18 protein-coding genes, 1 other RNA gene and 1 pseudogene are annotated in these 20,798 nt (G+C 67.6%); 18 read left to right on the forward strand and 2 right to left on the reverse strand.

All coding sequences use genetic code 11. From position 1 onward, the window contains the following. The first annotated feature begins 8 nt into the window (after positions 1–8). From rsmI to rnpB, 4 genes are all read left to right on the forward strand, one after another. Positions 9–827, forward strand: a complete 819-nt coding sequence (gene rsmI, locus ACSYHF_RS03210; protein ID WP_061478399.1) for a 16S rRNA (cytidine(1402)-2'-O)-methyltransferase — start codon at positions 9–11, stop codon at positions 825–827. A 334-nt stretch (positions 828–1,161) separates the two neighbouring features. Continuing rightward, complete coding sequence (locus ACSYHF_RS03215; protein ID WP_070489890.1) at positions 1,162–1,479, forward strand: hypothetical protein; 318 nt, start codon at positions 1,162–1,164, stop codon at positions 1,477–1,479. Positions 1,480–1,597: 118 nt separating this feature from the next. After that, positions 1,598–2,407: a PDZ domain-containing protein gene (locus ACSYHF_RS03220; RefSeq protein WP_005415282.1), complete on the forward strand. Its 810-nt coding sequence runs from the start codon at positions 1,598–1,600 to the stop codon at positions 2,405–2,407. Between the two features lie 80 nt (positions 2,408–2,487). After that, positions 2,488–2,839: RNase P RNA component class A (rnpB, locus tag ACSYHF_RS03225), an RNA gene on the forward strand. Positions 2,840–2,927: 88 nt separating this feature from the next. Here the strand turns inward: rnpB and ACSYHF_RS03230 are convergent. Beyond that, entirely contained in the window at positions 2,928–3,407 is a 480-nt protein-coding gene (locus ACSYHF_RS03230) for a DM13 domain-containing protein (protein ID WP_005415283.1), read from the reverse strand. A gap of 354 nt (positions 3,408–3,761) precedes the next feature. Beyond that, positions 3,762–4,550: an NRDE family protein gene (locus tag ACSYHF_RS03235; protein ID WP_069139503.1), complete on the reverse strand. Its 789-nt coding sequence runs from the start codon at positions 4,548–4,550 to the stop codon at positions 3,762–3,764. Positions 4,551–4,919: 369 nt separating this feature from the next. Between ACSYHF_RS03235 and ACSYHF_RS03240 the strand changes: the two genes are divergently transcribed. The 14 genes and pseudogenes from ACSYHF_RS03240 to ftsZ all read left to right on the forward strand — a co-directional run bounded on the left by ACSYHF_RS03240 (position 4,920) and on the right by ftsZ (position 20,601). Beyond that, positions 4,920–5,321, forward strand: a complete 402-nt coding sequence (locus ACSYHF_RS03240; protein WP_008266948.1) for a division/cell wall cluster transcriptional repressor MraZ — start codon at positions 4,920–4,922, stop codon at positions 5,319–5,321. Between the two features lie 14 nt (positions 5,322–5,335). Further along, on the forward strand, positions 5,336–6,304 hold the full coding sequence (gene rsmH / locus ACSYHF_RS03245; RefSeq protein WP_012479154.1) for a 16S rRNA (cytosine(1402)-N(4))-methyltransferase RsmH: 969 nt from the start codon (positions 5,336–5,338) through the stop codon (positions 6,302–6,304). After that, a complete protein-coding gene (gene ftsL / locus ACSYHF_RS03250; RefSeq protein ID WP_005415286.1) occupies positions 6,301–6,564 on the forward strand; it encodes a cell division protein FtsL in 264 nt (87 codons plus the stop codon). The genes rsmH and ftsL overlap by 4 nt, the downstream gene beginning before the upstream one ends. Further along, positions 6,561–8,405, forward strand: a complete 1,845-nt coding sequence (locus ACSYHF_RS03255) for a peptidoglycan D,D-transpeptidase FtsI family protein (RefSeq protein ID WP_005415287.1) — start codon at positions 6,561–6,563, stop codon at positions 8,403–8,405. Before ftsL ends, ACSYHF_RS03255 begins: the two co-directional genes overlap by 4 nt. Next, positions 8,402–9,910 (forward strand): UDP-N-acetylmuramoyl-L-alanyl-D-glutamate--2,6-diaminopimelate ligase, encoded by a 1,509-nt coding sequence (locus tag ACSYHF_RS03260; protein WP_447576081.1) that lies wholly within the window; start codon positions 8,402–8,404, stop codon positions 9,908–9,910. Before ACSYHF_RS03255 ends, ACSYHF_RS03260 begins: the two co-directional genes overlap by 4 nt. Continuing rightward, on the forward strand, positions 9,907–11,301 hold the full coding sequence (locus tag ACSYHF_RS03265; RefSeq protein ID WP_005415290.1) for a UDP-N-acetylmuramoyl-tripeptide--D-alanyl-D-alanine ligase: 1,395 nt from the start codon (positions 9,907–9,909) through the stop codon (positions 11,299–11,301). The genes ACSYHF_RS03260 and ACSYHF_RS03265 overlap by 4 nt, the downstream gene beginning before the upstream one ends. Next, the gene (gene mraY / locus ACSYHF_RS03270) at positions 11,291–12,376 is read left to right on the forward strand and encodes a phospho-N-acetylmuramoyl-pentapeptide-transferase (protein ID WP_005415291.1); all 1,086 of its coding nucleotides are present in this window, start codon (positions 11,291–11,293) and stop codon (positions 12,374–12,376) included. The genes ACSYHF_RS03265 and mraY overlap by 11 nt, the downstream gene beginning before the upstream one ends. 1 nt (position 12,377) lies before the next feature. Beyond that, positions 12,378–13,697, forward strand: a complete 1,320-nt coding sequence (gene ftsW, locus ACSYHF_RS03275) for a putative lipid II flippase FtsW (RefSeq protein ID WP_005415292.1) — start codon at positions 12,378–12,380, stop codon at positions 13,695–13,697. Next, the gene (gene murG / locus ACSYHF_RS03280) at positions 13,694–14,782 is read left to right on the forward strand and encodes an undecaprenyldiphospho-muramoylpentapeptide beta-N-acetylglucosaminyltransferase (RefSeq protein ID WP_447576082.1); all 1,089 of its coding nucleotides are present in this window, start codon (positions 13,694–13,696) and stop codon (positions 14,780–14,782) included. The genes ftsW and murG overlap by 4 nt, the downstream gene beginning before the upstream one ends. 40 nt (positions 14,783–14,822) lie before the next feature. Continuing rightward, the gene (gene murC, locus ACSYHF_RS03285; protein WP_005415294.1) at positions 14,823–16,259 is read left to right on the forward strand and encodes a UDP-N-acetylmuramate--L-alanine ligase; all 1,437 of its coding nucleotides are present in this window, start codon (positions 14,823–14,825) and stop codon (positions 16,257–16,259) included. Then, complete coding sequence (locus ACSYHF_RS03290; RefSeq protein ID WP_005415295.1) at positions 16,256–17,218, forward strand: D-alanine--D-alanine ligase; 963 nt, start codon at positions 16,256–16,258, stop codon at positions 17,216–17,218. The genes murC and ACSYHF_RS03290 overlap by 4 nt, the downstream gene beginning before the upstream one ends. After that, positions 17,215–17,892 (forward strand): annotated as a pseudogene (locus ACSYHF_RS03295) (cell division protein FtsQ/DivIB); the annotation flags it as partial. The gene ACSYHF_RS03290 and the pseudogene ACSYHF_RS03295, both read left to right, overlap by 4 nt. Before the next feature lie 68 nt (positions 17,893–17,960). Beyond that, complete coding sequence (gene ftsA, locus ACSYHF_RS03300) at positions 17,961–19,196, forward strand: cell division protein FtsA (RefSeq protein ID WP_005408083.1); 1,236 nt, start codon at positions 17,961–17,963, stop codon at positions 19,194–19,196. Between the two features lie 169 nt (positions 19,197–19,365). Further along, a complete protein-coding gene (gene ftsZ / locus ACSYHF_RS03305) occupies positions 19,366–20,601 on the forward strand; it encodes a cell division protein FtsZ (protein ID WP_111096806.1) in 1,236 nt (411 codons plus the stop codon). Positions 20,602–20,798: the final 197 nt, after the last annotated feature.

Consider the following 20,798-nt stretch of genomic DNA (forward strand, 5'->3'; position numbering starts at 1 on the left):
CCGCTGAAATGAGTGTGCCAACCCTGTACGTCGTCGCCACGCCGATCGGCAACCTGGCCGATCTGAGCCCGCGCGCGCAGGAGGTGCTGCGTTCGGTGGCGGCCATCTGTGCCGAGGACACCCGCCGCAGCGGCCAGCTGCTGTCCCATTTCGGCATCCAGCAACCGCTGGTGGCCCTGCACGAACACAATGAAGAGGCCCTGGCGCAGCGCCTGGTTTCGCGATTGCAGGCCGGCGAGTCGCTGGCGCTGGTCAGCGATGCCGGTACCCCGCTGGTCAGTGACCCCGGTTTCCGCCTGGTGCGTGCTGCGCGCGCGGCGGGCATCAAGGTCAGCCCGGTGCCCGGTGCCTGCGCCGCCATCGCCGCGCTGAGCGTGGCCGGCCTGCCCAGCGACCGTTTCAGCTTCGAGGGTTTCCTGCCGGCCAAGGCCAGCGGCCGCCGCGACCGCCTGCAGGCGCTGGCCGGCGAAGTGCGCACGATGGTGTTCTACGAATCCTCGCACCGTATCGCCGAGTCGCTGGCCGACATGGCGGCGATCTTCGGCGGCGAGCGCCCGGCGGTACTGGCCCGCGAGCTGACCAAGCTGTTCGAGACCGTCCTTGATGGTGACCTGGCCGGCCTGCTGGCCAGGGTCGAGGCCGACGAGAACCAGCGCAAGGGCGAGTTCGTGGTGATGGTGCAGGGCGCCGGCGATGACGAGGAAGCGCAGCTGGCACACGGCCGCCGCGTTTACGCGAAGCTGAGCGAGCACCTGCCGCCGTCGACCGCCGCCAAGCTGGCCGCGGAACTGACCGGTGCGCCGCGCAAGGCGTTGTACGGCAGTTGATCGCTCGCTCCGGGCCATGCCCGGGCAGCGCGCGGCGCGAAATGCAAAACGGTTCGGATCCGCCGGAGGGTCGCCGATCTCTGGCGCGTGAATGTGCTCACGTGCGCGGCTGAGGGACGAATCCGGGGCTAGGGAATGTCGTGATGAGCATCAATGACCGACCCACTGATGATCGTACGAACCCAGCAGCTTTGGGTATTGCGGGACGTCCTGCAGGGCGACATTGAGATCAGTCGAGCCCGCGCGGATACTCCCGATGCGGAAGGGTGTCCGTAGTGTGACCCCATTTCCGAGGCCTCTGACGCGTGAGGACCGGTGCTCGGGATGTCTTCAAATGCCTGTCCTGGGCGAAGACGCTCCGGCACACGCCTCTTCATTCCCCACTTGGGAGCAATTGTTCGAGATGGCATTGACAGCCTACCTTCAGGCTCATTTCCTGCCAAAGGATGTGTTCGCCGCATTCTGCAATGTGTCAGAAGAATGGCTAAGTCGCCTGATTGCAGTGCGCGCGGTGCCGGAGCCCACCTGCACCTGCGAGGAAGGCACCATCTATGCGCGTGCGTCGATGCCGTTCTCGCCGACCGAGTATGACCGTAGCAGTAGAAAGCGGTTGGTCGACGATCCTCGCCGGGAGCTGGGCGAAAAGTCCTGAAAGGCGTGCAGACCTGCATGGCTCGTTCACAGACTGGGACGCTGGAACACGGCAGCGGCCGAATTCCGGGGGGGCTAAGGGGCGAAGCTCTCAAATTTCCTTCAGGGAGGAAAGACAGATGTTTGAAAAGGGACTGTTCCTGCTGTTCGCACTGGCCGATGTGCCAGCTCCTGCAGCTGAAGCGCCGCCACCCGCAGCCATTACCGAAGCCGATCTGGGCCCGGACTATGTCGGCTACCTGCTGTTCGATCCGGGGTTGGTCGAGTTCAATCGGCTGCAGTCGGTTCGCGATTACGGCAATTACCTGACCTACCGCGCGGCACGTGACGCGTTGGAGAGCTACGAGGCATGTCTGCAGGTGGGGGCCGACAACCACGCACAGATCGAGGCGGCCTACCAGCAGTTGGTGAACAGCCAGCAGCGGTACGTCAGCGCGGCGCAATGGCGCGACCTGCGGCAGGCCCTGCGTGCGAGGCGCGAGCCGGTGCCCGAGCGCGCGTCGTGGCAATGCGCCGCATTCGTGGACAACGCGCCCTATTTCGATGCGGGGTTGGACGATGCACTGCTGGGCGCCACCGAATTGGCGCGCGAGCAGGCCGGGGAAGGGGATTCGCGTAGCGACGCGCTGCGCCCGGTCCTCGGCGTTCAGATGGGGGGCGCGACCGTGATCGAATCCGAGCCTGACGAGGGTCCGGCCCATCGCGCCGGCCTGCGCAAGGGGGATGAGGTGCTGGCCGTGGCGGGTACCCGAGTGAAGACCGTCTTCGGTGTCGGCCAAGCGTTGAAAGCCTACGCGCCGGGCGATCGCGTGGACGTGCGCGTCCGCCGCATTGAATGGGACGGTTCGCAACCGCAGGTGCGGGAATTGATCGTAGGTGTGGTGCTGGAGTCGCGGGCGGTGGTGATGGCGAGGGCGAAGGGCCGCTAGAGCCACGCCACGCGTGGATGAACCGGCCGCCGCGATCGGCACGGCAGGAAGGGCGTGCGTACGCTAGAATACGCGCTGGCGGAGCCGGCCAGACAGTCGCGTCATCCCTTCGGGGGTGCCGAGGAAAGTCCGGGCTCCATAGGGCAAGGTGCCAGGTAACGCCTGGGCGGCGCAAGCCGACGGAAAGTGCAACAGAAAGATACCGCCTACGTCTTCTTCGGAAGGCCGGTAAGGGTGAAATGGTGCGGTAAGAGCGCACCGCGAGTCTGGCAACAGACCGGCACGGCAAACCCCACCTGGAGCAAGACCAAATAGGGATCCTTTGGCGCGGCCCGCGTTGGATCCGGGTAGGTTGCTTGAGCGTTGCGGTGACGTAACGCCTAGAGGAATGACTGTCCACGACAGAACCCGGCTTATCGGCCGGCTCCGCCTCTTTTTCCGGTAAGCCGAGCACGGCTCGGCTCTACAGTACAGCCGAGCCATGCTCGGCTGCTTTCCGTCCAGACGCTCGGGATGTTGTTCAGCCCGGCGTGCGGTACTGCCCGGCGGAAATGAACTGCGAGAAGCGCTCGCACCACACCACCACCGTGGTGTAGTCGTCCACGTCCACGTTCGCGGGCACCTCGACCAGGAAGCGGTTGAAGGTCTTTACCTCGCCGATGCGCTGGGCCTGCGCCTTGATCTTCAGGAAGTCGGCCTTGTTGTCGACGAAATCGCGAACCAGATAGACCTTGTAATCCGGGCCCGGTCCCATCTTCCCGTCGAAGGCGACCTGGGTGGCGCTGACGCTGACCTTGCCTTCGGCCCAGTGCACCGCATCGCTGCCTTTGAGGTCGCGGCGGAAGGTGGTGCGGTAGGTGGCGTCTTTCATTGCGGCCTGTACCTGGGCGACCGGCGGGTCATCGGGGGCGATCAGGATCGGCAGCAGATAGACGCCCAGGCCGAAGCCCAGGCCGAGGGTGAGCAGATGGGTGGCGAGCAGGATGAGGATGCGGCGCATGGGGCCTCCTTGTGGTTGCGGTCGATCGCGCGGCGTGCTGCCGGGCGCGACCACCCTGGGAGGTCAGGGCCGACATTTATAGACACAGTGCCGATTGCGAAAAGGGCACAGTCGGGTGGCGGCGATGCTGAAACCCCTGGGGTGCGGACGGATCGTGGTCGCGGCTGGAAGCTGAATGACGTTTCAGGCCCGCTGCGATGGCGACGGCCGTCACGTGGATCGCGACAGCAAGCTGCGGGTAGTGCCGGCCGCTGGCCGGCAGCTTCATGGCGAATCCGAGCATCCAAAGGCTGCCGGCCAGCGGCCGGCACTACCCTCGCCAAGAGCATCCGGCCAGGGGCCGTCATGACCGGGTCAGAAAATGACGTGGCTTTGTCCGCTCGGTGCACCCTGCGGGCCGAAACGGCGTTCGTGGATCTCGCCGTGGCCGTCGGCGTCGATCAGCAGTACGGTGCTGGCGCGGGTGCCGTAGTCGTCGCCGCGGATGAAGGCCGGGCTCAACCAGCGCTCGCGTTCCAGGCCAATGCCGGTGTCGGGCAGGTCGCTGTCGGCGGGGCGGTGTTCATCGGCCAAGGCATTCCAGAGCGGGGTCAGGTCCGGGGTCAGATCCCTTTCGCGCTGCGAAAGGGATCTGACCCCGTCTGCTTCCAGCCATGCCGACAGCGCGGCCATCAGCCGTCGGGTCTTCGGCCAGGGCGCGTCCAGCGCGCCGTTGGACATGCCGTGGACGCCCGGGCCAAGCGTCTGCCGTTCGGCGGGATGGTTGCCCAGGTACTCCAGGCTGTCGCCATCGGCCAGCAACAGATTGAATGGGGCGTAGGCACCCGCCACGGTTGCCAGCCGCTCGATATGCACGGCGGCCGGGTCGCGGCCGCGCAGGAAGTCGGCCACCAGCGCGCCCCGCGACGGTCCGGTCTGGGCCGCCAGCGGGTCGCGGACGTTGGTGACCACCGCCATCCGGCCCGAGGCGCCGACCCCGGCCCAGCCACCGCCGGAGCGCAGGTCGCGTCCCCCGATGACGGAGGTCTCATCCTGCCAGGGGGCCAGCGCCGCGGTGGGGCGGGCGTGGAACTCATCACGGTTGCCGGTCATTACCAGCCGCCAGCGCGGGTGGTGCATCCAGCCAAGAGCGAGCAGGCACATGGCCTCATTGTGCACCGTTTGCGCATTACGGCGCCGTTTCCGGCCAGGCCGGGATGAATGCGCGGTCGATGTTTCACGCCCCGTCCACGCCCCTGAACTTCCGTTCAATCTCAAAAATTGAGACGGATCAGCAACTTGTGGATAAGCCTTGAACAATTCTCTAAAGGTTGTTGCAAGCCATTGATGCGGCTGGCGATTTCCCTGCTGAAAAGTTGTTGACAACCCTCGGCCCGCTGCTAAGGTGGGCATCAGAGGGAAATCCGGGTGTTTTGTGGGTTTTCGTGGTTCAATGTTTCACCGGGCGAAGGACAAGGTGCAGGCGTCGTGTTCCAGGGCGAGACGGCCATCACAGTTGACGACAAGGGGCGCATGGCGGTTCCCACCGCTTACCGCGACCTCGTCGCGCGCGCCAGTAACAACCGTCTCGTGCTGACCTACAACCCGTTCGAAGCCGGCTGCCTGTGGCTGTACGCAGAGTCGGAATGGGAACGGGTCCGCGACGATGTGATGTCCAAGCCCAACACCCAGCGCGTCGTGCGCCTGTTGCAGCAGAAGCTGGTCGGCTCGGCCGCCCATCTGGAACTGGACGGCAACGGTCGCATCAGCATCCCCGCCAGCCACCGCGGTGCGGTGGGCATTGAGAAGAAGGCGGTATTGCTCGGCATGGGCGACAAGTTCGAATTGTGGAGCGAGCAGGCACATCGGGCCCTGATCCAGCAGACGTTGTCTGACGAGGATCTGGGTGATGGGTTGCTCGACCTGAAGTTGTGAGCCGGGGTGCCCGGATGCGCCCAGAAGCGCAGACCGGTCACCTTCCGGTGTCGCAGTCGCCGGCGGTGCACCTGCCGGTCCTGTACACCCAGGTCCTTGAAGGCCTGAGGGTGATCGAAAACGGACGTTATCTGGATGGCACGTTCGGTCGTGGCGGTCATGCACGTGGCGTGCTTACCCAGCTCGGTCCCGAGGGGCGCCTGCTGGTCATGGACAAGGATCCGGAAGCCATCGCCGTTGCCGAGCGCGATTTCGCGCCGGATCCGCGCGTGTCCATCTTCCGTGGCAGCTTCGCCCAGCTGCTGCAGTGGGATGCCACGGCCGAAGGCCTGGACGGCGTGCTGTTCGACCTGGGCGTGTCGTCGCCGCAGCTGGATGTGGCCGAACGTGGCTTCAGCTTCGGCAAGGACGGCCCGCTGGACATGCGCATGGACCCGGACAGCGGTGAAAGCGCCGCGCAGTGGATCAACCGCGTGGAAGAGCGCGAGATCGCCGATGTGCTGTGGACCTACGGCGAAGAGCGGCAGAGCCGGCGCATCGCCCGCGCCATCGTGGCCCGCCGCGAGAAGCAGCCGTTCTCCCGCACCGCCGAACTGGCCGAGCTTATCGCCTCGGTGATGCCGCGTGGCAAGGACAAGATCCACCCGGCCACGCGCAGCTTCCAGGCCATCCGCATCCACATCAACCGCGAGCTGGCAGACCTGGAAGCGGGGCTCGATGCGGCGGTGGAAAGGCTCAAGCCCGGTGGCCGTCTGGCGGTGATCAGCTTCCATTCGCTGGAAGACCGCATCGTCAAGCAGTACATGAACCGCCTGGCCAAGGCGCCACCGGCCAACCGCCGCCTGCCCGAGGCCGTTGCGTTCGTGCCGACGCTGGACCTGATCGGTGGGGCCATCAAGGCCACCGACGAAGAGCTGGCCGCCAACCCGCGCGCCCGCAGCGCGGTGCTGCGCGTGGCCCAGAAGCGGGAGGCCGACGCATGAGCCGGTTGCTGCTGATCATCCTGTTGGCCTGCACCGTGGCCTCGGCGATCGGCGTCGTGTTCGTGCGTCACCGTCATCGGCAGACGTTCATCGAGCTGTCGCGCGCCGAGCGCAAGCGCGATGACATCAACCTGGAATTCGGCCGCCTGCAGCTGGAGCAGGCCACGTTGGCCGAAGCCAACCGTGTCGATCGCATCGCCCGCGAAAAGCTCGGCATGAAGTTCCCCGAGGCCGCCGACATCGTGGTGGTGCGCCCATGAGCAAGGCCGGTCGCAATCGTCCACGCAATGCCTTCAACCTGCGCCAGCGCCTGCGCTGGGTCGCGCTGGCGCTCGGCCTGTGCTCGGTGTCGCTGGTCGGCCGCGCGGCCTACGTGCAGATCATCAACAGCGACTTCTACCAGCGCCAGGGCGAGGCCCGCTATCTGCGCGAGCTGCCGATCAAGACTTCGCGCGGCATGATCACCGACCGCAACGGCGAGCCGCTGGCGGTGTCCACGCCGGTTGCCTCGATCTGGGTCAACCCGCAGGACCTGCTGCGTTCGCCCGAACGCATCCCCGAGCTGGCCCAGGCGGTCGGCATGTCGGTGGATGAGCTGAGCAGCCGCCTGTCGCAGAAGTCGGACAAGGAATTCATGTACCTGCGTCGCCGGATCAATCCGGACGAGGCAGAGAAGGTGGTCGCGCTGAAGATTCCGGGCGTGGCCGCGCAGCGCGAGTTCCGCCGCTTCTACCCGCAGGGTGAGGCGATGGCGCACGTGCTGGGCTTCACCAACATCGATGATCGCGGCCAGGAAGGCTTGGAACTGGCCTTCGACGAATGGCTGCGCGGCAAGCCCGGTGCGAAGCGGGTGATCCGCAACCGCAAGGGGGAAACCGTCGAAAGCGATCTGCTGCGTGCCGCTGAGCCGGGCAAGGACCTGACCCTCAGCATCGACCGCCGCATCCAGTACCTGGCTTTCAAGGAGCTGCGCAACGCGCTGGTGGCCAACAAGGCGGCCGGTGGTTCGATGGTGATCATGGACGTGACCACCGGCGAGATCCTGGCCATGGTCAACCTGCCGACCTACAACCCGAATTCGTTGACCGGCGCGATCCCTGATACGCGCCGCAACCGTGCGGTGACCGACCTGGTCGAGCCGGGTTCGACGATGAAGCCGCTGACCATCGCCACCGCGCTGCAGGCCGGTGCGGTGACCAAGGACACCATCATCGACACCAACCCGGGCTACATGACGCTGGGTCGCTTCACCATCCGCGACGTGCCACGCAACAACGGCGTGCTGAACGTGACCGGCGTGATCACCCGCAGTTCGAACGTGGGTGCAGCCAAGGTTGCGGCGAAGATGCCGGACCAGACCTTCTATGACGGCGTGCGCCGCTTCGGCTATGGCTCGGCGCCGCACAGCGGCTTCCCGGGTGAATCGGCTGGTGTGGTGATGCGTCCGGCGCGCTGGTCGGGGACCACCAAGACCACCATGTCCTACGGCTACGGCCTGTCGGTCACGCCACTGCAGATTGCCACCGCCTACTCGGCGCTGGCCAATGGCGGGCGCCTGATCGCGCCGACCTTCGTCAAGGGCCAGCGCAACGAAGGCCAGCAGATCATCGATGAAAACGTCGCCAGGCAGGTGGTGGCGATGATGGAAACGGTGGTCACCCAGGGCGGCGCCAAGCAGGCGGCGGTGCTGGGCTACCGCGTGGCCGGCAAGACCGGCACTGCACGCAAGGCTGGCCCGGGCGGTTACGAGCGCGGGCATTACAACGCGCTGTTCGCCGGCGTGGTGCCGGCCACCAACCCGCGCTTCGCCACCGTCATCGTCATCAACGATCCGCAGGCCGGCAAGTTCTACGGCGGCCTGGTGTCGGCGCCGGTCTATCACAACGTGATGGAAGGCACCCTGCGCCTGATGGACGTGCCGCTGGATGACCTGCAGTCGTGGCTGGCCGCACAGCAGTCGGGCAAGGTCGGCCATTCGGCCTCGATCCTGCCCGCACCGCCGGCCGAGACCGCGCTGCCGGTCGATGCCGCCGCTGAATTCGATGCTGCGCTGCCGAGCGCGCAAGCCCAGACGCCGCCCGTTACGGGAGGCACGCAATGAGTCCTTCGATGTTGCTTTCGCAGTTGCTTCCGGACGTGGCCCTGGCGGGCCATGATCCCGTTCTGACCGGCCTGGTGCTGGACAGCCGTGCCGTGCGCCCCGGCAATGCCTTCGTCGCGATCGCCGGCTTCGGCGCGCATGGGCTGGGCTTTGTCGAGCAGGCCCGTGCGGCCGGTGCCAGCGTCATCCTGTTCGAGCCACCGGCACCGGCCGAGCTGCCGGCGCCGGCCGATGCGATCGCCGTGCCGGGCCTGCGGGCGCGCATGGGGGCGATGGCCGACCAGTTCCATGGCGCGCCGTCGCGGGCGATGGCGATGGTCGGCGTGACCGGTACCAACGGCAAAACCTCCACCGTGCAGCTGCTGGCCCAGGCCTGGCACCTGCTCGGAACGCCCAGTGGCAGTATCGGCACGTTGGGCGCCGGACTTTATGGTGCGGTCGAGCCGACTGGTTTCACCACGCCGCTGGTGCTGCAGATGCATGCGCTGCTGGCACAGCTGCGCGACGCCGGTGCGCGCGCCGTGGCGATGGAAGTCAGCTCGCACGCGCTGGACCAGGGCCGCGTGGATGCCGTGCACTACGACGTGGCGGTGTTCACCAACCTCACCCGCGATCATCTGGACTACCACGGTGACATGGCCAGCTACGGCGCGGCCAAGGCGCGGCTGTTCCATCGCCCGGGCCTGAAGGCGGCGGTGGTCAACCTGGACGACGCCTTCGGTCGCCAGCTGTACGCTGGCCTGCCTGCTGGCGTGCAACCGATCGGCCTGAGCTCGCGCGCTGCCGCTGACGCCAGCGTGCGCGCCGAGGCGCTGCAACTGGATGGACGCGGCATTGCCTTCGAGCTGGTCATCGACGGCCAGCGTGCTGCGGTGCAGTCGCCGCTGCTGGGCCGCTTCAACGTGGACAACCTGCTGGCCGTGGCCGGTACTCTGCATGCGCAGGGCCAGCCGCTGCCGCGCATCGCCGAAGTGCTGTCGGCGCTGCAGCCGATCCGTGGCCGCATGAACCGCCTGGGTGGTGAAGACGGTCTGCCGACCGTGGTGGTCGATTACGCCCATACCCCGGACGCGCTGGAGCAGGCGCTGGACAGCCTGCACGGCCATCTGCAGGGCACGCTGTTCTGCGTGTTCGGCTGCGGTGGCGAGCGCGATACCGGCAAGCGTCCGCAGATGGCGGCGATTGCCGAGCGCCTGGCCAACCAGGTCATCGTCACCGACGACAACCCGCGCGGCGAGGATGGCGACGTGATCGTGGCCGACATCCTGGCCGGCTTCCAGCACGCCGATGCCGTGACCGTGCAGCGCAACCGCGCGCGTGCGATCGGCCTGGCGGTGAAGCGTGCCGGTGCCGGCGACATCATCCTGATTGCCGGCAAGGGCCATGAGCCGTACCAGGAAGTGAATGGCGTGCGCCATGACTTCGACGACACCGAAGTGGCTGCGGCTGCACTGGCGGCCAAGGCCGGTGTTCTGCAGGCAAAGGCCGGGGAGGGCGCCGCATGAAGCGCACCCTGCTTTCGCTGATCGCGCACTGGGCCGGCGGCGAGATCCATGGCGACGACGTGGCCATCGATGCAGTCAGCAATGACACACGCAGCCTGGGCCCGGGCAGCCTGTATGTGGCGCTGCGCGGCGAGCGTTTCGACGGCCATGACTTCGCTGCCGACGCGCAGGCGCGCGGTGCCAGTGCGCTGCTGGTCGAGCGGCTGCTGCCGATCGAGCTGCCGCAGGTACTGGTGGCCGACAGCGAGCTGGCACTGGCGAAGATCGCCACCGGCATGCAGCGTGACCGTGGCACCGAGGTGTTCGCGATCACCGGCAGCAATGGCAAGACCAGCGTGAAGAGCCTGCTGCTGTCGATCCTGCAGCAGGTGGCCCAGCACGCACACAAGGTGGTCTACGCCAACCCGGGTAACCGCAACAACGAGATCGGCCTGCCGCTGGCGGTGATCGACGCGCCGGAAGATGCCGACTACGCCGTCTACGAGATGGGCGCTGGCAAGCCTGGCGATATCGCCTACCTGACCGACATCGCCCGCCCGCGCTATGCGCTGGTCAACAACATTGCCCCGGCACACCTGGAACGCATGGGCAGCCTGCTCGGCGTGGCGGTGACCAAGGGCGCGATCTATGCCGCGCTGCCGGCCGATGGCGTGGCGGTGATCAACGCCGACGATGCCTACGGCCGCTGGTTCGAGCAGCACTTTGTCGGTCGCCCGCAGCGTTGCCGCGTGCTGCGCTATGGGCTGGAACACTCGGCGGACGTGACCGCGCGCGACATCCGCGCCGGTGCACAGGGCAGCCAGTTCACTCTGGTCGCCCCGACCGGCGAAGCCCGCGTGGTGCTGGGCCTGCCGGGTCGCCACAACGTCAGCAATGCGCTGGCCGCCGCCAGCCTGGCGCTGGCGGCCGGTGTCGATCTGGCGCTGATTGCGGCCGGTCTGGCCGAGGCGCAGCCGGTACCGGGACGCCAGATTGCCCATCAGCTGCGCAACGGCGCGGTGCTGGTGGACGACAGCTACAACGCCAATCCCGGCTCGCTGGCTGCGGCCATCGATGCCCTGGCCGCTGCCCCGGAAGAGGGCTGGCTGGTGCTGGGTGACATGCGCGAGCTGGGCCCGGACGCCGAGGCGCTGCATGCGCAGGCCGGCATCCGCGCACGCGCCGCCGGCCTGAAGCGCCTGTACGCGCTGGGCCCGCTCAGTGCCGCCGCCGCCACCGCCTTCGGCGACGGCGGCCGTCATTTCGCCACCCACGACGCGCTGTCGCAGGCGCTGAAGGACGAGCTGCACGCCGGCGTGCGCTGCCTGGTCAAGGGTTCCCGTGGCAGCGCCATGGACACGATTGTCAAAGCGCTGCTGGCGCAAGGAGAGGAATCCCCGCATGTTGTATGAACTGGCTCGATGGTTGCAGCAGTTGGAGAGCCTGTTCGGGCTGTTCAACTACCAGACGTTCCGCGCCATCCTTGCCGCGCTGACGGCCCTGTTCCTGTCGCTGTGGCTTGGCCCGGCGATGATCCGCAAGCTCGCCCAGTTCAAGGGCGGCCAGCCGATCCGCCAGGACGGCCCGCAGACCCATTTCTCCAAGGCCGGCACGCCGACCATGGGCGGTTCGCTGATCCTGCTCACCATCACCCTGTCGGTGCTGATGTGGGCCGACCTGCGCAACCGCTACGTGTGGCTGGTGCTGGCGGTGATGCTGTGCTTCGGCGCCATCGGCTGGTATGACGATTGGATCAAGATCGTCCGCCGTGACCCGAACGGCCTGAAGTCGCGCTGGAAGTACCTGCTGCAGTCGATCTTCGGCCTGGCCGCGGGCCTGTTCCTGTTCTACACGGCCGACGTGCCGGCAGCGCTGACCTTCTACATCCCGATGTTCAAGTCGGTCGCGCTGCCGCTGGCCGGCATCGGCTTCGTGGCCATCGCCTACTTCTGGATCGTCGGCTTCTCCAACGCGGTGAACCTGACCGACGGCCTGGACGGCCTGGCAATCATGCCGACCGTGCTGGTGGCCTGCGCGCTGGGCGTGTTCGCCTATGCCTCGGGCAACGTGGTGTTCGCCAACTACCTGCAGATCCCGCAGATCCCGGGCGCCGGCGAGCTGGTCATCATCTGCGCGGCCATCGCCGGAGCCGGCCTGGGCTTCCTGTGGTTCAACACCTATCCGGCCATGGTCTTCATGGGCGACATCGGCGCGCTGGCGCTGGGTGCGGTGCTGGGCACCATCGCGGTGATCACCCGCCAGGAACTGGTGCTGGTGATCATGGGCGGCGTGTTCGTCATCGAAACCCTGTCGGTGATGATCCAGGTCGCCTCGTTCAAGCTGACCGGCAAGCGCGTGTTCCGCATGGCGCCGATCCACCACCATTTCGAACTGAAGGGCTGGCCGGAGCCGCGCGTGATCGTGCGCTTCTGGATCATCTCCGTCGTGCTCGTGCTGATCGGCCTGGCCACGTTGAAGGTGCGCTGAGATGAACGACCTGTCCCGCCAGGCAACACGCCTTGAAGCCATCGAAGGCAGCTACGACAAGTGGCTGCTGGGCGCGATCATCGCGCTCACCGGCGTGGGCGTGGTGATGGTGGCGTCCAGCTCGATCGCCTTGATGAGCAGCCCGTTCTACTACCTCAACCGCCACCTGATCTTCCTGGCGGTGGGTATCGTGCTGGCGGTCATCGCCGCCCGCACCGAGCTGAAGTCCATCGAGCAGTACAACCAGATGCTGCTGCTGGGCTGCTTCGTGCTGCTGCTGGCGGTGTTCGCGCCGGGCCTGGGCAGCACGGTCAACGGCGCACGCCGCTGGATCAACCTGGGCATCTCCAAGTTCCAGACGGTCGAGGCGGTGAAGGTGCTGTACATCGTCTGGCTGTCCAGCTACCTGGTGCGCTTCCGCGACGAGGTCAATGCGACCTGGCCGGCGATGCTCAAGCCGCTGGGCGTGGCCGGTGCGCTGGTGGTGCTGCTGCTGCTGCAGCCGGACTTTGGTTCTTCGACCCTGCTGCTGGCGATCACCGCCGGCATGCTGGTGCTGGGCGGGGTGAACATGCCGCGCATGTCGATGCCGGTGGTCATCGGCCTGGTCGGCATGAGCGCGCTGGCGATCATCGAGCCGTACCGCATGCGCCGCATCACCTCGTTCCTGGACCCGTGGGCCGACCAGCAGGGCGACGGCTACCAGCTGTCCAACGCGCTGATGGCGGTGGGCCGTGGCGAATGGACCGGCGTCGGCCTGGGCAATTCGGTGCAGAAGCTCTACTACCTGCCGGAAGCGCATACCGACTTCATCTTCTCGGTCACCGCTGAGGAATTCGGTTTCCTGGGTACCTGCGTGATCGTGGCGCTGTACGCGCTGCTGGTCGGCCGTACCTTCTGGCTGGGCATGCGCTGCGTGGAAATGAAGCGCCACTTCTCCGGCTACATCGCCTTCGGCATCGGCCTGTGGATCAGCATGCAGACCTTCGTTTCGATCGGCGTGAACCTGGGTATCCTGCCGACCAAGGGCCTGACTCTGCCGCTGATCTCCTCCGGCGGCTCGTCGGTGCTGATGACCTGCGTGGCGATGGGCCTGCTGCTGCGCGTGTCCTATGAGCTCAAGCGCGCCGAGCGTCGCCAGGCCGTGCGCATCGGTGGCGCCGAAGAAACGGCTGCCGAGCCGATGGACGCCGCCGCCACGCCGGTGGCCGCCAGCGTGCCGGCGAGCGCCGAGCCGACGGCTGCCGCTGCGGCGAACGCAGCGCGCGGCACCAGCCGCCTGCAGTCGCGCATCGAACCGACCTTCGGGAGGCTGTCATGAGTGCAGCCAACGAGAAGGTGCGCCCGGTGATGATCCTGGCCGGTGGTACCGGCGGTCACATCTTCCCCGGCCTGGCCGTGGCCCGCGTGCTGCGCGAGCGTGGCGTGCCGGTCACCTGGATGGGCGCCGAAGGCGCGATGGAAACCCGCCTGGTGCCGCAGCACGACATCGCCATCGACACGCTGGCGATAACCGGCCTGCGCGGCAAGGGCAAGCTGGCGCTGCTGGCGGCGCCATGGCGGCTGATGCGCGCGCTGCGCGCGGCCGGCATGATCATCCGCAAGCGCCAGCCGTGTGCGGTGGTGGCCTTCGGTGGCTTCGCCTCCGGCCCGGGTGGCATGGCCACGCGCCTGCATGGCCTGCCGCTGATCGTGCATGAGCAGAACCGTGCACCGGGCCTGACCAACCGCATCCTGTCGCGCTATGCGCGCCGGCTGCTGACCGGCTTCCCGGGCACCTTCGCCCAGCGCGAGGAGTTCGTCGGCAACCCGGTGCGTGCGGAGATCGCCGCCATCGCTCCGCCGGAACAGCGCTTCGCCGACCGCAACGGCCCGCTGCGCGTGCTGGTGGTGGGCGGCAGCCAGGGTGCGCGCGCACTCAATGCCGGCGTGCCGCAGGCGATTGCCGCGCTGGGTGCCGGCGTGCCGGTCCAGGTGCGCCACCAGAGCGGCGAGAAAATGCATGCCGAGGCGGTCGAGGCGTATGCCAAGGCCGGCGTGCAGGCTGAAATCACCCCGTTCATCGCGGACATGGCCGAGGCCTTCGCCTGGGCCGATCTGGTCGTGTGCCGCTCCGGTGCGTCGACCCTGGCCGAGCTGTGCGCGGCCGGCGTCGGCAGCGTGCTGGTGCCATTCCCTGCTGCCGTCGACGATCACCAGACCCGCAATGCGGAGTACCTGGTCGAGCGCGGCGCGGCGGTGTTGCTGAAGCAGGACGGAACGCTGGCCGACGGCATTGCCGCACTGCTGCGCGATCTGTCCGAAAATCCCGCCCGCCGCATGCAGATGGCGCAAGCCGCGCGTGCCCTGGCCAAGGTCGATGCCGCCGAGCGCATCGCCGATATCATTCTCGAGGAAGCTGTATGAAGAAGGCATGCCACCGCGCCTGCCCTGCGCGAGGCCGCGCATGATCCGTCGCCTGCACGACACCAACGACCTGGTGCGCGCGTTCCCGCGCGTGCATTTCGTCGGCATCGGTGGCACCGGCATGAGTGGCATCGCCGAAGTGATGCTGACGCTGGGCTACGAAGTGTCCGGCTCGGACAACGCCGACAACGTAGCGACCCGCCGCCTGGCCAGCCTGGGTGCGCGCATCATGCGCGGCCACTCGGCAGCCAATGTGCTGGGCACCGATTGCGTGGTGGTCTCCAGCGCCATCCGCGAGGACAACCCGGAGCTGATGGAAGCGCGCAGCCAGCGCATTCCGATCATGCCGCGCGCGGCGATGCTGGCCGAGCTGATGCGCTTCCGCCGCGGCATCGCCGTGGCCGGTACCCATGGCAAGACCACCACCACCAGCCTGACCGCGGCGGTGCTGAGCGAAGGTGGCCTGGACCCGACGTTCGTGATCGGTGGCCAGCTGCTGGCTGCCGGTGCCAACGCCAAGCTGGGCGGTGGGCAGTGGCTGGTGGCCGAGGCCGACGAAAGCGATGGCAGCTTCCTGCGCCTGAACCCGCTGATGTCGATCATCACCAACATCGATGCGGACCACCTGGAGAACTACGGCAACGACTTTGCCCGCGTGCAGGCGGCGTTCGCCGAATTCCTGCAGCGCCTGCCGTTCTACGGCCTGGCGGTGCTGTGCATCGACGATCCGGAAGTGGCCGCGCTGGCTGCCAGGACCCCGCGCCACGTGATGAGCTACGGCATGAGCCCGCAGGCCGACGTGCGCGCCGAGAACGTGGTGCAGGAAGGATCGCGCATGCGCTTCACGCTGCGCCTGCCGCAGGGCACCAGCCAGGAAGTGGTGCTGGCGCTGCCGGGCAGGCACAACGTACTCAACGCGCTGGCCGCCGCCGCGGTGGGCTGGCAGCTGGGCGTGGCACCGGACGCCATCGCGCGCGCGCTGGAAGGCTTCGCCGGTGTCGGCCGCCGCTTCAATGACCTGGGCGAAGTGACCACCGCCAGCGGTGCCAAGGTGCGCATCATCGACGACTACGGCCATCACCCGAGCGAGCTGGAGGCGGTGTTCGCCGCCGCCCGCGGCGGCTGGGCTGACAAGCGCCTGGTGGTGGCCTTCCAGCCGCACCGCTACAGCCGCACCCGTGACCAGTTCGACAAGTTTGCCGCGGTGCTGTCCAGCGTCGACGCGCTGGTGCTGAGCGAGGTCTATCCGGCCGGTGAGGAACCCATTGCCGGTGCCGACTCGCATGCGCTGGCCCGCGCCATCCGCGCGCGTGGCCGCAGCGAGCCGGTGGTGGTGGGCAAGGCCGCCGAGCTGGCAAGCGTGCTGCCGGACGTGCTGCAGGACGGTGACCTGCTGCTGATGATGGGGGCCGGCGATATCGGTGCCGTGGCCGCCCATATCGCGGTGGAAGGCTTCCAGGGGGAGGGCCAGGCGTGAGCGCGCTGACTTTCCCGCCGCTGCGCGTGACCGACCCGGCCGTGTTCGGCCGCGTCGCCGTGCTGCTCGGCGGCAGTTCCAGCGAACGCGAGGTGTCGCTGGATTCGGGCCGCAACGTGCTCGAAGCCCTGCAGTCGCGCGGCGTCGATGCGTTCGCCGTCGATGGCATTCCGGCGCTGGCCAGCGCGCTCGCCGCCGGTGGCATCGACCGCGTGTTCAACATCCTGCATGGCCACAACGGTGGCGGTGAGGACGGCATCGTGCAGGGCCTGATGGACGCCTTCGGCGTGCCGTACACCGGCTCGGACGTGCTGGGTTCGGCGCTGAGCATGGACAAGATCCGCACCAAGCAGGTGTGGCTGTCGCTGGGCCTGCCAACGCCGCAGTACCGGAAGGTCGACGCGTCCACGGTGCATGCACTGGCGGCAGAGCTGGGCCTGCCGGTGGTGGTGAAGCCGGCCAACGAAGGCTCCAGCGTGGGCATCAGCCGGGTCACCGACGAGGCCGGCCTGGACGAGGCCGTGGCCCTGGCCGCGCGCTACGACGGCCAGTTGCTGATGGAACAGATGGTGGTGGGAGATGAGCTGACCGTGGCCATCCTTGGCGACGTTGCCCTGCCGTCGATCCGCATCGTGCCCAAGGGCCAGTGGTACGACTACAACGCCAAGTACATCGCCGAGGACACCCAGTACCTGTGCCCGGGCCTGGACGGTAGCGACGAAGACGAGATCCGCCGCATCGCGCTGGCCGCATTCCGCGCCGCCGGCTGCCGTGGCTGGGGCCGCGTGGACGTGATGCGTGACCGCGCCAGCGGCCGTTTCTTCCTGCTGGAAGTGAACACCGCGCCGGGCATGACCAGCCATTCGCTGGTACCCAAGGCGGCCCGCCAGGCCGGCATCGGTTTCGAGGAACTGGTGTGGCGCGTGCTGGAACAGACCCTGGAGGCCACGCACGCATGAACGCGCTGCTGCGCATCTTCGTCTGGCTGTTGGCACTGTCGGTGGTTGCACTGCCGGTGGTGGCCGTGGTCAATGGCTGGGTCGGCGCCGAGCGCTGGCCGCTGGCGAAGCTGCGCGTGCATGGCGAGTTCAAGCGGGTACCGGCCGAGCAGCTGCAGCAGGTGCTGCTGCCGTACGCGCGCGCCGGGTTCTTCGCGGTCAAGCTGCAGGATGCGCAGGACGCGCTGGAAAAGCTGCCGTGGGTGGAAAGCGCGCAGGTACGCAAGCAGTGGCCGGACGTGCTGGAAGTGACCCTGGTCGAGCACAAGCCGTTCGCACGCTGGGGCAACGACCGCCTGGTCTCCGAGCAGGGCAAGCTGTTCCCCACGCCGAAGAAGCTGTCCGACCTGGAACTGCCGGAGCTGGATGGCCCGGACAGCCAGACCCAGGAAGTGATGAAGCTGTACAGCGACTCGCGTGCCTTGTTCGCACCGGCCGGCGTCGACGTGCGCCGGGTGACGATGGATGCACGCGGCAGCTGGTCGCTGGTGCTGAGCAACGGCACCGAAGTGGTGGTCGGCCGTGACGACGCGCGCTCGCGCATGCAGCGCTTCGTCAAGGTGCTGCCGCAGCTCAACCGCCAGGACGCGCCGATCGAGCGCGCCGACCTCCGTTACACCAATGGTTTCACGCTGAGCTGGGGTACCCCGGCCACGCCGGCGAAAACGCCGGCGACCCCGGCCAGAAGCACGCAGGAAAGGACATGAATCGCAAGGGTGACAAATCGCTGATCGTTGGCCTGGACATCGGCACCTCCAAGGTGGTGGCGCTGGTGGGCGAGTATTCGCCGGGCAACCCGATCGAAGTGATCGGCATCGGCTCGCACGAATCGCGCGGGCTGAAGCGTGGCGTGGTGGTGGACATTGAATCGACCGTGCAGTCGATCCAGCGTGCGGTGGAAGAAGCCGAGCTGATGGCCGGCTGCGAGATCCGTTCGGTGTACGCCTCGATCTCCGGCAACCACGTGCAGTGCAAGAACTCGCCGGGCATCGTGCCGATCCGCGACGGTGAAGTGACCTGGGGCGACCTGGATCGCGTGCTCGACGCAGCCAAGGCGGTGGCGATCCCGGCCGATCAGAAGATCCTGCACGCGATTCCGCGCGAGTACGTGCTGGACGATTCGCAGGAAGGCATCCGCAACCCGGTCGGCATGACCGGCGTGCGCCTGGAGGTACATGCGCACCTGGTGGTGTGCGCGCAGTCGGCGGCGGCCAACATCAGCAAGTGCGTGCAGCGCTGCGGCCTGCAGGTGGACGACCTGGTGCTGTCCTCGCTGGCCTCCAGCGTGGCGGTGCTGACCGCCGACGAGCGCGAGCTGGGCGTGGTGCTGGTCGACATGGGCGCCGGTACCACCGACATCGCGGTGTTCGTGCAGGGCGCGATCTGCCACACCGCCTCGCTGCCGATCGCCGGCGACCACGTGACCAACGATATCGCGCACATGCTGCGCACGCCGACCCCGGAAGCCGAGCAGATCAAGGTGCGCTATGCCTGCGCTCTGGCCCAGCTGGCCACGGCCGAGGAGAGCATCCAGGTGCCGTCGGTCGGCGACCGCCCGCCGCGCCGCATGCCGCGCCATTCGCTGGCGCAGGCCGTGCAGGGTCGCTACGAGGAGATCTTCGAGATGGTGCAGGCCGAACTGCGCCGCTCCGGCTTCGAGGAACTGGTGCGCGCCGGCATGGTGCTGACCGGGGGCGCATCGAAGATGGAAGGCGTGGTCGAACTGGCCGAGGAAATGCTGCAGATGCCGGTGCGCGTGGGCATCCCGCAGCACGTCACCGGCCTGGGCGAAGTGGTCGGCAACCCGGTGCACGCCACCGGCGTGGGCCTGCTGCTGATGGGCAGCCAGATCGAGCACCCGCGGCGGCCGTCGCTGCCGACCGGGCGCGCTGGAAGCATGTTCAAGAAACTCAAGACCTGGTTCCGCGGCGAGTTCTGACGCGGAACCCGTAACTCCGGGCCCGGCCCGGCGCAACACCCGCAGTACCCGCATCACAACGCAACAACGCACTACACAACCCACACAGCCGCAACGGCAACATGACACGCGAAGGCAGGAGGCCCGACCGTCCATGCCACCGACAAGCGGATACAACGAGGACACGGACATGGCGCATTTTGAACTGATCGAAAAGATGGCACCCAATGCGGTGATCAAGGTGGTTGGCGTGGGCGGCGGCGGCGGCAATGCCGTGGCGCACATGGTCAACTCGGCGGTGGACGGCGTGGAGTTCATCACCGCCAACACCGACTCGCAGGCCATCAAGAATTGTGGTGCCAAGCTGCAGCTGCAGCTGGGTACCAACGTGACCAAGGGCCTGGGCGCAGGCGCGAATCCGGAAGTCGGCCGCCAGGCCGCGCTGGAAGACCGTGAGCGCATCATGGACGCGCTGCAGGGCGCGGACATGGTGTTCATCACCGCCGGCATGGGCGGCGGCACCGGCACCGGCGCTGCGCCGGTGGTGGCGCAGCTGGCCAAGGAAATGGGCATCCTGACCGTGGCCGTGGTCACCAAGCCGTTCCCGTTCGAAGGCCGTCGCCGCATGCAGGTGGCGCTGAAGGGCATCGAGGAACTGAGCCAGCACTGCGACTCGCTGATCACGATCCCGAACGAGAAGCTGATCACCGTGCTGGGTCGCAACGCGACCATGATCCAGGCCTTCCGCGCCGCCAACGACGTGCTGCAGGGCGCCGTGCAGGGCATCGCCGACCTGATCGTGCGTCCGGGCCTGATCAACGTCGACTTCGCCGACGTGCGCACCGTCATGTCCGAAATGGGCCTGGCGATGATGGGTACCGGCACCGCACGGGGCGATGACCGCGCCCAGGCCGCTGCCGAATCGGCGATCCAGAACCCGCTGCTGGACGATGTGAACCTGGCCGGTGCCAACGGCATCCTGGTCAACATCACCGCCGGCGCCGACTTCACCATGGCCGAGTTCGACGAGATCGGCCGCACCATCGACGGCTTCGCTTCGGAAGACGCCACCGTCGTGGTCGGCACCGTGCTGGACCCGGACATGCAGGACGAAGTGCGCGTGACCGTGGTGGCCACTGGCCTGAACCGCGTCTCGGCCAGCAAGACCCAGCGCCCGGGCGAGCGTGCACCGATCAAGCTGGTCCGCAACGCCACCACCGGCCAGCCGGAGTTCGGCGAGTTCGACAACGGCGGCGACGCCGTGTCCAAGGCCGTGGGCGGCATGGGCCTGGGCCTGCGTCGCGCCAGCAGCGATACCGCGGCGGCTTCCGCCCCGTCGGCCCCGTCGGCTTCGGCCCCGGCAGCGGCGGAACTGCCGAACGACTACCTGGACATCCCGGCCTTCCTGCGCCGCCAGGCGGACTAAGCGGGGCGGCCCGGGGTTGTCCTCCCCGGGTTGCGCCACCATGTCCTGAAAATGCGGGCGCCGGGCCAGGATGGGCCCGGCCGCCCTGCTTCACGCGCTTTCCCAGCGGCGTGCCGGTGTGTCCTGCCGGTGGCTGTCACTGGCGTTTCAGCCAGGGTAGGGGAGTGCGCGTGTTAATCTAATGTGTCACTTCCGGT

The organism is Stenotrophomonas maltophilia group sp. P373, from assembly GCF_053295075.1.